The sequence below is a fragment of the Methanomassiliicoccales archaeon genome (assembly GCA_013415695.1).
Taxonomy (GTDB): Archaea; Thermoplasmatota; Thermoplasmata; order Methanomassiliicoccales; family JAAEEP01; genus JAAEEP01.
In genome coordinates this window covers 59,011-70,979 of sequence record JAAEEP010000010.1, presented here as the reverse complement: position 1 = coordinate 70,979, position 11,969 = coordinate 59,011, and the positions used below count along the sequence as shown (strand labels likewise).

At 51.6% G+C, this 11,969-nt stretch carries 9 protein-coding genes and 2 tRNA genes; 8 read left to right on the top strand and 3 right to left on the bottom strand.

Annotation, left to right across the window (positions count from 1 at the left end):
• Positions 1–263 precede the first annotated feature (263 nt).
• Entirely contained in the window at positions 264–662 is a 399-nt protein-coding gene (locus GKC03_06375) for a hypothetical protein (protein NYT12162.1), read from the top strand.
• Positions 663–1,164: 502 nt separating this feature from the next.
• Positions 1,165–2,508, top strand: coding sequence for an aldehyde dehydrogenase family protein (locus tag GKC03_06370; protein NYT12161.1), 1,344 nt, complete (start codon positions 1,165–1,167; stop codon positions 2,506–2,508).
• Between the two features lie 607 nt (positions 2,509–3,115).
• Here GKC03_06370 and GKC03_06365 read toward each other — a convergent pair.
• Positions 3,116–3,190: transfer RNA gene (locus GKC03_06365), tRNA-Ile, on the bottom strand.
• A gap of 147 nt (positions 3,191–3,337) precedes the next feature.
• Between GKC03_06365 and hmgA the strand changes: the two genes are divergently transcribed.
• The 5 genes from hmgA to GKC03_06340 all read left to right on the top strand — a co-directional run bounded on the left by hmgA (position 3,338) and on the right by GKC03_06340 (position 8,730).
• Positions 3,338–4,486: a hydroxymethylglutaryl-CoA reductase (NADPH) gene (gene hmgA, locus GKC03_06360; protein NYT12160.1), complete on the top strand. Its 1,149-nt coding sequence runs from the start codon at positions 3,338–3,340 to the stop codon at positions 4,484–4,486.
• Between the two features lie 31 nt (positions 4,487–4,517).
• Positions 4,518–5,498, top strand: a complete 981-nt coding sequence (locus tag GKC03_06355; protein ID NYT12159.1) for a D-glycerate dehydrogenase — start codon at positions 4,518–4,520, stop codon at positions 5,496–5,498.
• 1 nt (position 5,499) lies between these two features.
• The gene (locus tag GKC03_06350) at positions 5,500–6,825 is read left to right on the top strand and encodes a glycerate kinase (GenBank protein NYT12158.1); all 1,326 of its coding nucleotides are present in this window, start codon (positions 5,500–5,502) and stop codon (positions 6,823–6,825) included.
• A gap of 28 nt (positions 6,826–6,853) precedes the next feature.
• Positions 6,854–8,509 (top strand): phenylalanine--tRNA ligase subunit beta, encoded by a 1,656-nt coding sequence (locus GKC03_06345; protein ID NYT12157.1) that lies wholly within the window; start codon positions 6,854–6,856, stop codon positions 8,507–8,509.
• Positions 8,510–8,643: 134 nt separating this feature from the next.
• Positions 8,644–8,730 (top strand) — tRNA-Ser (locus GKC03_06340).
• A 4-nt stretch (positions 8,731–8,734) separates the two neighbouring features.
• On the opposite strand, the gene GKC03_06335 is transcribed toward GKC03_06340, so the two are convergent.
• Positions 8,735–9,757 carry a methyltransferase domain-containing protein gene (locus tag GKC03_06335; GenBank protein ID NYT12156.1) on the bottom strand — a complete coding sequence of 341 codons (1,023 nt, stop codon included), beginning with the start codon at positions 9,755–9,757 and terminating at the stop codon, positions 8,735–8,737.
• A gap of 30 nt (positions 9,758–9,787) precedes the next feature.
• Positions 9,788–10,738 carry a radical SAM protein gene (locus GKC03_06330; GenBank protein ID NYT12155.1) on the bottom strand — a complete coding sequence of 317 codons (951 nt, stop codon included), beginning with the start codon at positions 10,736–10,738 and terminating at the stop codon, positions 9,788–9,790.
• Between the two features lie 219 nt (positions 10,739–10,957).
• Here GKC03_06330 and GKC03_06325 point away from each other — a divergent pair, with 219 nt between their 5' ends.
• Positions 10,958–11,917 carry a hypothetical protein gene (locus tag GKC03_06325; GenBank protein NYT12154.1) on the top strand — a complete coding sequence of 320 codons (960 nt, stop codon included), beginning with the start codon at positions 10,958–10,960 and terminating at the stop codon, positions 11,915–11,917.
• The last annotated feature ends 52 nt before the right edge of the window (positions 11,918–11,969 follow it).

Sequence of the window (11,969 nt, the reverse complement as noted above, 5' to 3'; positions counted from 1 at the left end):
TCATTCCTCGAGTGCCCGATGGTCTGCGACTACTCCATGTGGATGGTTCACATACCCGTGAGCTGCTGTCCATACCAGGATGGTCCAATACCCTGCCCGGTCTGCCCGGCTTAAACACATAATGGGAGCTAAGCTCCCAATTTTCCCTATTTTTTAATTTTCTAAGGTATGAGCTTCGGCTAGGTATCTAACACTCTGCTCCCCTGCTAGAGACGTCACTTCAATGAAAAGGCTCTTATCCCACCGACTTCAAAGATAATATGATGACCGATTTCACGCTGCTTGAAAGGGTAGCCGTCAATAGGAAGGACATGCTACAGAAGGAGGACCCGGTCTGCTGCGTAGAGTACGGTGTCGACACAGATGGCCATAGGGCAGTGGTAACGGTCGGTAGGAACGACGAGATAAAAAGCTATGAATTCGTGGAATCTCCACTCTCCTGGCACATGTTCTCATGGGAGGAGTACAGGAAGTGCCTGGAGGGCGGCTGCAGTGTCGGAGTGGTGATCCCGAACAGGGATCCACTGTTCCCAGCGAGGGTGCGGGACAAGGTCGGAGAGATAATGAGCGAGTTGCCAGAGGACAAGAGAGAGAATGTCACAGGCTATATCTTCACCTACGACAGCGATGGCGAGATCAAGCTCCTCAATAAGATCAAATGAGCTATAATAGAAAATGCGTTATTTTGGGGAAAGTTAGGTTAACCCATGTTCAAACCCGATTCTTTCGAAGTGGTTCATAGAGATCTTTGATGCCTTTTCCTGGAAAGAAAGCACCTGAATCATTCAGCTACTATGACCTCCGATAGGCTCCTGGCTCGATCATGGTCATGATAGATCTAATATGATTACCTGCTCCGGGAGAATATTGCTCGCAGTAATGATCATTTGAATCCCGAGCCCTGTTTCTTGGCCGGTTCTATGCTTGTATTCAAAGGAATAGGAGGTGAAAGAATCGATTTCAACATATCTAGATCGCCTACCAGTTTTACCACTTCTTCATAAAGTGGGAATGGATTAAGAAATTAAGAAGTTGCCAATCTCTATTTTAGTGTGAAGAATTACAGAAAATCACGGTCATGAAGTAGGTAAGCGTTATGTACGTGCTGTTTTGTCTGATTATGCATGAGTACTTCATCTAATACCGCTCCCGCGGCGAACCTCGATGAAGGCCATTGAGCACTTCACGCAAGCCGAGGCAGATGAGCTGGTCATGGCAATTGGTTGGCACGTCGTCAAGGAATGCGAGGCCCTAGCGAGGCTCGCCGTCGAAGAAGGCGGATTCGGTAACTATACTGACAAACTTACCAAGATTCGACTCCGTGTCACTGGCACGATTCAGGACATGCAGAGCGTAAAGACGGTGGGTATCGTTGAGGAGGACCCCAAAAAAGGACTCGTGAAGATCGCAAAACCTGTAGGTGTGGTGGCAGCAATCATCCCATCCACCGGACCGGACGCGACACCGCCTATGAAGGCCCTCTGCGCTGCGAAGGGCTTGAATGCCATCATCGTAGCTGCGCATCCCAAAACACAGAAATCCTCGGAACTCGCCGTCAATCTCATGCGCCAGGGCTGCAAGGCCATGGGAGTGCCTGAGGACCTGATACAGATCATTCAAAACCCAACTATTGCGAAGACCCAGGAACTCATGCGTCAAGCAGATCTGATAGTGGCCACCGGTGGCGCCGGAATGGTGAAAGCCGCCTACAGCTCGGGAACGCCCGCATATGGTGTTGGTGTTGGCAACACGGTCCATATCGTGGACGAGACCGGGGACATTGACGACGCCGCGTTCATGATCGCGAGGGCGAAGGTCTTTGACTACGCCACGAGCTGCCTGGCCGACAACTCCGTTCTAGCCCATGAGTCGATATACGATTCTCTGGTGGAGAAGCTGGTTCAGAATGGTGCATACATCTGCAACGCTGAGGAGAAGGCACGCCTACAGAAGGTGATGTGGCCCAAGGGCGGACCCATTCCAAGCCTTGATGTCATCGCTAAGCCCGCAGGGCACATAGCGAATCTCGCTAACATAGATCTTCCCGAGGACCGCACCTTCTTGGTGGTGGAGGAGACCGGAACTGGCCCCGATTACCCGTTCTCGGGGGAGAAGCTGTCAGTCGTCCTCTCTCTGTACCGATACGAGGGCGAAATCCAAAATGCCGTGGACCTCACGAACAGGATCACAGAGTATCAGGGACTCGGCCACTCATGCGGAATCCATACCTCGAACGATAAGCATGTGGATGCCCTCGCATTCGGCACCCGGACGGGTCGCGTCATGGTGAACCAGAACATGAACGAGGGCGCAGGTAGCCCTCGCAATGGCCTCCCCTTCACTCTCTCCCTCTCGTGCGGGACCTGGGGAGGGAACATCACCACCGAGAACGTCAACGCCCGACACTTCGTGAACCTCACATGGGTTTCCCGCATCGTCCAGAATCCGAAGAAGCCACCGACCGACGAGGAACTCTTCTCGGCGTATTGGGAAAAATACGGTCGCTAAGCCGCTCGTGGAACCGACAAGATGAGGAATTCGATACCCACTATGGGAGTGCATGCTCAAGCACTCCCGTGAGGGAAGGAAATTGGTCTACCACTAGTGCGGTAGAGTACATCAGGGGGCCATCAGGTCCCCGATAAGATTTTTTTCCAACGGACCCGAGCACTAACATGCATTTTATATCATCACAACAGGCCTTCTTCGCCGCCAGCTGGATGCGACTCAAGTTCACGATCCAAAACCATCATCACGGTCATACAGACATAGTCGGATTCGCCCAGTTTCGAGACCTATAATGTCCTCCTTAACAACTTCATCCTTTCGGATGGAACAGCAATGGAGTATTTTCCGAAGGTCTTGGGTCAAGCATTGGTATTGACCTCTCGAAAGAAGATTCAGGAGGACGGGTAGGTTAATGACATTTCAATCTGGTGCATAGAAAGGGCAGAACATATGCATCCTTATTCATATGAATCCAACGCAAATGATGTACCCACAAGGTCTAGATTCTGATGTATCGAGCAGCAATAATGCAGCTCTGTGTCTTGTTTTGAAATCCACAGAATGCCCTGAAAGTGGCATTTGTTGAAAGAAGTCAGGGAAATGGTAGTGGGCCCAAGGAGATTTGAACTCCCGACCTCCCGGTTATCAGCCGGGCGCTCCAACCAGGCTAAGCTATGGGCCCATCGGCTTTCGCAGGAATTAAGTCAACCCATAAAAACCTTTGGTTCTGTTGACTGGGCATGGCCCCTTTACGTTGTTGAGATGCTCTCTTTCAACGATTAAAGTCAGATAACCTAATTACCCCCCATGCCGATTATGTGAGGATACCATGGTAGGGGGACTCAAGAACAGAGGAAGAACTCGGGGTGATGTTAAGGAGCGCAGGGAAGCCGTTGAGAAGTTCACCGACACCAAGCTCGAGTATATATCATCCTACACGTTCGATCCCCTGTTGGCCGAGAAGAACATCGAGAACATGATCGGCTGCGTGCAGGTGCCCGTGGGCTTCGTGGGACCTTTGCTCATCAACGGTGAGCATGCCCAGGGTGAGTTCCTGATCCCCATGGCGACCACCGAAGGAGCTTTACTGGCCTCGGTGAACCGGGGATGCTCGGTCATCACCCACGCGGGCGGTTCCAATACTATAGTGGTCAAGGACGCGATGACCCGTGCCCCTGTTTTCAGGGTTAACGGGATCAAGCATGGTGTCGATGTGGTCAAATGGGTCAAAGAACACTTCGATCTGGTGAAGGAAGCGGCTGAGTCCACCACTCGACATGGCAAGCTGATTGAAGTGAGGCCGTTCATGGTCGGGAGGAATCTCTACCTCCGATTCGCCTACGAGACGGGGGACGCCATGGGCATGAACATGGCCACCATCGCTACGGAGGAGGCTTCCATGCTGATCGAGAGGGAGACTGGTGCCACCCTGGTCTCGGTCTCTGGGAACATGTGCGTCGACAAGAAGCCAGCCGGTATCAACTCTATTTTGGGCAGGGGCAAGACAGTGCACGCGGAAGTGAACATCCCCAGATCTATCGTGGATGAGAAGCTACATACTTCGCCGGAGGCTGTGGAAGAGGCATGCGTGAGGAAGAATGCGCTAGGCAGCAGTCTTGCCCTATCATACGGGTTCAACGCTCATATGGCCAATATCATAGCCGCCACATTCATCGCCACAGGACAGGATGCGGCACAGGTCGTGGAGGGAAGTATGGGAACTACCACCGCAGAGTCGTTGAATGATGGTCTTTATTTCTCGGTAAGGATCCCAGCTCTGGAGGTAGGAACCGTGGGAGGAGGGACAAGGTTACCCTGTCAGAGTGAAGCCCTCTCCATGCTGGGATGCCTGGGCGAGGGAAAGGCCAAGAAGCTCGCCGAGATCATCGCATCCACGGTCCTGGCGGGAGAACTATCCACTCTTGCGGCCGAAGCGGCGGGGCATCTCTCTAGCGCCCACAGCGAGCTGGGAAGATAGTTATATGCGATGTTCACAAATATTATTCCTCATGGCGCTACCCAAGGTTCTCATCACCAGGAGGATACCAGATTCGGGATTTGAAATCCTGGAGAACAAGGTCGATATGGATATCTTCGAGGGGGATCGACCGATCTCAAAGGACGAACTTCTTGAAAGAGTCAAGGGTAAGGATGGGCTCTACTGCTTGCTGTCCGACAGGATAGACCGCGAGGTGATCGAGGCTGCCGGTAACACTCTCAAGATCATATCGAATTATGCGGTCGGTTACAACAATATCGATGTGGCTTTCGCAACTCAGAATGGAGTGATGGTCACAAATACCCCAGGCGCTCTAAGGGAGGCAACCGCAGATCTCTCCTGGGCGCTGATCATGGCTGTCGCCAGAAGGATACCGGAGTCAGATCGTTTCGTGCGAGAGGGCAAATTCTTAGGCTGGGGTCCCAAATTGATGCTGGGATACGAGGTCTACGGTAAGACCATAGGCATCGTTGGCCTAGGAGACATTGGATCCGCAGTGGCCAGGAGGGCCAATGGCTTCAACATGAGGATTTTATACCACAGCAGGACCAGGAAGACCGAACTCGAGGAGGAGCTGGGAGCGGTGAAGGTCGAACTCGATGATCTTCTCCGGGAATCGGACTTCATATCTCTCCATGTTCCCCTGACACCCGAGACCAGACATCTGATCGGGGAGAGGGAGATCGACCTGATGAAGGATACAGCCATCGTGGTGAATCTCGCTAGGGGAGAAGTTATCGACGAGAATGCGCTTGTTGCGGCACTGAGGGAGAAGAGGATAGCGGGCGCGGGCCTTGATGTCTTCGAGAACGAGCCTAACCTCACTCCTGGATTGACTGAACTGTATAATGTGGTCCTGACTCCGCACACCGGAAGTGCGACCTTTCAATCCAGGGATACCATGGCGATCATGGCAGCCCAAGATCTGCTGTTGGCACTATCTGGAAAGAGGCCAATCAATCTCGTTAACCCAAAGGTTCTGGAGGGCTGATTTGAATATTCAAAGAAGGACCCAGCTGATCAAAGGCGAAGATCCAATAGCCAGGATGGACATGTTGGAGGTATTGGAGGCCGCCGTGCGCTCGATCGACTCCTACCGATGTGTCAATGACTCTCTTTCCTTTGAGGATGGTCTACTCAGAGTGGGAGATGTCTCGATCGATCTGCATGAGGTTGAAAGGATACTTGTCGTGGGAACGGGTAAGGCGTCCGTGGGCATGACTCGCGCCGTGCTTGATGTCCTGGGAGACAGGATAAATGAAGGATATCTCAACGTCCTGGATGAGGGCCATATAGGACCTATCAATCTGCACAAGAGCACTCACCCTCATCCAAGTGAGGAGAACCGCCAAGGAGCGGAGAGAATACTGGCTTTATGTGAGGAAGCAGACGAGAATGATCTGGTCATCTGCCTCATTTCGGGGGGAGGATCTGCCATGATGTCTCTGCCTCCAGAGAATGTGAGCGTGGAGGACAAGAGGAGAACTTCCGAATTGTTGATGTTGGCCGGCGCGAACATTGAGGAGATCAACACCGTGAGAAAGCATCTATCCCGGGTCAAAGGGGGAAATCTGGTCAGAGCATGCCATCCTGCCATGGTGTTGAGCCTAATATTATCAGATGTGGTCGGAGATCCGCTGGAAAGCATATGCTCCGGACCGACCGCTCCCGACCCCACCACCTTTTCTGACGCACTTACGGTTCTAGACAAGTACGATCTCATGGGTAAGGCCCCTCGGAGCGTCGTGGACCATCTGCTACGAGGTGAGGATGAGACGCCCAAGCCTGGGAACCCAATCTTCGAGAAGGTTGAGAATGTGATAGTAGGCAACAACTGGAGAGCTCTCATGGCAGCGAAGGGGAGAGCTATCGAGCTTGGATACAAAGCGATCATTCTCACCTCCGCGCTCGAAGGGGAGGCGAGGGAGGTTGGCAAGGTGTTGGGATCAATTGGAAGCGAGGTCACCCTTCACCACGACCCGATCGGGCCTCCCGCCATCCTGCTTGCAGGAGGGGAGACCACCGTGACAGTAAAGGGAGGAGGAAGAGGAGGACGCAACTGCGAACTGGTTCTGGGGGCTCTTCCTAAGCTAAGCAAGGGAGTCACCCTGATCTCCTTCGGTACAGATGGTGTTGACGGTAATTCGAACGCGGGAGGAGCTATTGGAGATGCAGGATCGATCAGATCTGATATCGACGAATTCCTGGAAAGTAACGATTCAGCCAGCTATTTCGAGAGAGAAGATTCGCTCATAGTAACCGGTCCAACAGGTACCAACGTGGGGGATGTCATAATACTGGCAGTGAGAAAAGAATAATATAGTCTCATCCCCATGGCTTTGAGCCATGCCAGTCATCAATTTCGACCACCGAGACCTGACTGAGCTCATGGGGTTCGATGTTCCCATGAAAGAGCTCTTGGAGAAGATACCCATGATGGGTGCCGATCTGCACGATTTCGACGAGGAGACGGGTGAGATCGCGATGGAGTTCTTCCCCAGCAGGCCGGATCTTTTCAGCGTGGAGGGCATAGCGCGAGCGTTACGCGCCTTCTTAGGGAAGGAGGCCGGAATGAAGCTCTATCCCACTGAGGATTCGGGTATGGTGCTTTATAGGGATCCCAGCGTCCTTGAAGTACGGCCTTACGTGGTTGCAGGAGTAATCAGGAACGTGGTGATGACTGACGAACTCATCAAATCGCTCATGGAGGTCCAGGAGAAGCTCCACCTAACTATGGGGCGGAAGAGGGCCAAGGTTTCCATCGGAATCCATGACCTTGACAGGGTAGAGCCACCCTTCAAGTACAAGGCCGTCGACCCGGAATCTGTATCATTCGTTCCTCTGGCCAAGGATGAGGAGATGAATCTTCGAGAGATCCTCGAGAGGCATGAAAAGGGGATCGATTACGCGTTCGTTCTGGAGGGGAAGGAACACTACCCGCTGATCCTGGACCGAAACGATGAAGTACTTTCATTCCCACCGATCATAAACGGTCGCCTGACCACGGTGACCGAGTCGACGGAGAACCTGTTCATCGACGTCACCGGTACAGATTTCAAGGCAATATCCGGAGCGCTCAATATTGTGGCGACCTCCATAGCTGAGCGGGGAGCCATAATCCAGACAGTCAAGGTTATTGCCGAGGAGGAATTCATCACTCCGGATCTGGAGCCTCGGAGATGGGAGCTTGATGCCGATTTCTGCCGTTCCTTCCTCGGAATGAACATCACCGATGAGGAGATAGTGATCGCCCTCAAGAGAATGGGATATGATGCATCCGTTGACAACGGCAAAGTGAAGGTATTGGTACCCGCAACCAGACTGGATATCCTACATCCCGTGGATCTTGCCGAGGACGTGGCCATTGGCCATGGTTATGAGAACTTCGGCTCGACACTTCCTCGGGTCCAGACATTTGGCAGCCTCAGGCCTATAGAGCGTGCTTCTGATCAGATCAAGCAGCTCATGATAGGATATGGATACATGGAGGTAACTACACTAATGCTATCCAACCCTGGAGAACAGTTCGCGATGATGAGCATCCCGTCTCATGAAGTGGTGGAGATCCAGAATCCTCTTGGAGAGGATTACACTTGCATGCGCTGGCACTTGCTACCAAGCCTTTTCGAGGTGGTTCGCAAGAACAAGCACCGCGATCTTCCTCAAAGGATCTTCGAGGTAGGTGATGTGATGGTCGATCTGAAGCGAACCCGTCATCTAGCAGGTCTTTCGGTCCATTCCAGGGTAAGCTTCACCGAAATGAAATCCTTGACGGAGAGCATCCTGAGGGACATCTCCATTGACCATGAGATCAGACCATTATCGTCGGGTATGTATCTAGGGGGAAGGGCCGCCTCTGTATCCATAGAAGGGATCGAAGTTGGACATTTCGGGGAGATCGACCCTGAGGTAATTTCAAAAATGGAGCTGGGCTATCCAGTTGGCGCATTCGAGCTGGATATCGACACCATGCTTTCAACCAGGCTGGGCAAGATTTTCTAAGTAGAGATTACCAATTGTGGCAACCTGAGGCCTAGTCTTATCTGTAAAGATTCTTCGTGAGGGGAGATCACAAGGCCTCAGTCAGGTGAAAATGAGATAAAGCTTATACGGGGGAAGGGCTTTGCCAAATGTGGGCCGAGGTAGCTAAGCCCGGATCACGGCGCCGGCCTTGAGAGCCGGTGGTGCTCTGCACCACGGGAGTTCGAATCTCCCCCTCGGCGCTTTCTATTCTTTCTTTCCTATGACGACCTCAACCTCTCCAAAGGGACTGTCTTCAGGTCTGCTCCTGACATCTGAGAATCCGCTTCGCCTCATCGCTTCCACGATCTCGCCACTTTCGAAGGCCGTGTCATGCCCGTTCATGTTCATCGCGATGTTTGGAAGCACTAGTATCTCCGGCTTTGTACCTTCCTCATTCAAGCCTTCATGCAGCGAGATGAAAATGCCTCCCGGCTCTAGAGCTTCAAATATCTTTTTGATCGTCTCGTCCAGATGATGCTTCGCGAAGTAGAGGCAGAAACTGGTCCAGATAAGATCAAAAGATTCTTCTAAAGGATCGGTCAGGAAGTTCCCGGAGATAACCTCCATTCTGTCCTCCATTCCGAAATCCGAAATATTTTTTCTTGCCACCTCGGCCATGGCTGGCTGTTCGAAGATAACTCCCTTCATGAAAGGATGTGGATCTACAATGGCCATTGCTATTATTCCGGGTCCACCACCGATATCAAGCATCCTTCGCATGGTTGGAAACTCTGGTTGTTGACTCACGATACGGGCCGCTATTCGAGCGGTCCCTCCCTTTGCCGCGCTGGCCAGAGCCTTTACATACTCTTCGAATTCGTCATAAGAGCCGTCAACAACCTTGGGGGGCGAAGGTATCGAGCCTTTTTGCACCATTTCCGTCAGGTCGTCCAAGGCATCGATGAGTGATCTCTGGTATAGCTGTATATAAGAGCCCATATAGTTGGCGCTCTCGCTTACGAGATAGAGTCTGGACATCTCGGTATTCCTATACATCTGATTATTCTTTTCCACCAGATCACAGGACGCCAGTCCATCCAGAAGATAACGGGTGTTATCATGATGTGTACCCAATCTCTTTGAAACATCTATGGAGGAAGTGAAATCCGAGAGGACATCAAAGACTCCGATTTCGAGACTAGTTCTCAATAGTATAGACCTGATCGGTTGCAGAATGATCTCGTTGATCATTCCAAATCCAACCTTCAGCTCGGGGGATCTGTTCATCGAATGAATATCTCTAGTGGATCCCTTTTATCATTTCCCCGTATTTGTACCGAGATTCCTCATGTAGAAGATCTCATTGCCGAGCTTGAGGCTGATCAATTCTCCCCTATCCATGAGCTCATCAACCAGAGTCCAATCCTTATGAGCGGTCTTCAGGAGATCGCCAAGAGACCTCTTGTCCATGGGATGGACCGATGTGATGCGGAGTATCTCCGTTTCGATATCACCCGCCAGAGAGAATCTCCCCTCTCCAAGTGAGGAAAGCATCTCACTCTTCAAACCCCTTTCCATGAAAATCGTCAGGGCCAGTATGATATGCTCTGCATCGGGTGCTAATGCCCAACCTTCGGCGGGTGGTCTGACCGGGATGGACAGATATGCCCGATTTGGGGAAATGTCGGCTATCAGATCTGAGGTGGCTTCTAGAACAGCGGGGGTGTCGTTCAAACCATTTATTAGCATAGTCTCTGTGCACAGGGTTCCCTCATAATCATCCTTGAAGAGAAGCATTCCATCGATCATTTCCTCGAGTGTGAGCTTCCCATGGGGCCGATCCACCGCTCGCCAAGCCTCTTCCAAAGCAGCATCTGCCTTAAGACTTACCCAATCTGCCATGGCGAGCTCTTCCCTGACTTCGATGTCCGATAATAGGGAGGAGTTTGTTATGACGGCTACTGGATATCCCAGTTCCTTCATTCCCGATATCTCAGAACCCAAATCCCTATCGAGCGTTGGCTCACCGTCGGGAACGAAGGCGATATAGTCGATCCTCTCGCCCATCTTTTCGAGGCAGCTCACCCTTTTCCCAACATCTTCAAGAACACGCTTCGGACCGAAGAAACTCGATCTCTTAAGCGTCATTCCACTCGTTCTCCCCAATTGGCAATACACGCAGGAATAGGTGCAGGTCTTGGGAGGTATGTTGTTGACGCCGAGGCTCCTACCCAGACGTCGCGAGGGAACAGGGCCGAAGGAGATTATATCCTCCCTCTTAGTCATGATGCCTCAATCGACGGTCATATAGACAATCTTTCCGGTGATGTGATTATCCGGGGGAATCATATGATTATCCACAATAATCAAATTATTCGAAATTATGGAATTTCAGGTCCACTTTCGTTTTTCAAATCCCAAAGAACCGATGATATTCAACGGTTATGATGCGAAATCTTAAAAAGGAACATCCGTTTCACGGCCCCCGTGGCACTAAGGGAGATCATACTCAACAATCCCATCATGATGTCTATAGGGTTCGTGTTGGGACTAGCCCTGGGCGGTTTTCCGCTCTTCAACTCCGAGTTCATCACCGTGGCCCTGGTAGTCATGATGTCCCTCTCGCTTTGTGGGATAAGCTTCAAGGGTCTGGAGGTCAAAGAGCATTTCTCTACCACGATCCTTGCCCTTCTCCTTACCTTTGGACTTGGCACTGGTTCCACGATCCTCATCGCCTTCCTGTTCGAGGATCCCATCCGAAGCGGGTGGATAATCGAGGCAGTGGTGCCTTCGGCCGTATGCGTGATACCTTTCACCTTCCTGCTAAGGGGCAATGTAAAGAACTCTCTCGTTTCCACAGCGATCATATACTTGGCATCCATTGGGATAACCCCCCTCCTCATGATCGCGATTCTAGGTATGGAGGTGAACCCGCTTAGCCTGGTCAGCTCCGTCCTTATCATGATCTTCCTCCCCATCATCATTTCCAGGGGAGTGAAGAGGGTCACAATGAGTGCCGACACCAGGGTCGCCATCATCAACCTATCCTTGTTGGTGGTCTGCTTCGCTGTAGTAGGAGCTAACCGCGAGTTCTTCTTCAGAGATCCATATCTAATAGTCATTCTCTTGGCAGCGGCCACTGCCAGGGTATTCATTCCCGGCCTTGCCGTCTACTGGATCGCCAAGAAGTCACGTCTCGGGAGGAAGCAGGGAGTGAACATGGTTCTGTTCACTACCTATAAGAACACCGGAATGGCTGCAGCCCTGGCTGCAACGCTTATAGGGGCAGAGGCAGCCCTCCCGGCAGCGATATCAACTCCTGTCGAGATCATATGGTTAGTGATAATGACCAAGTTCATGTTCACCGAAGATTACTTCAGGGGAGAAGGGACTGGTATACTCTCCCGTTTGAACCTATCGAAAAAAAGAATATCAGGGGCTAGATAGTACAATTCGGTCAGTATCTAAACACATCGCTGTAATGATTACAATAGTTTTA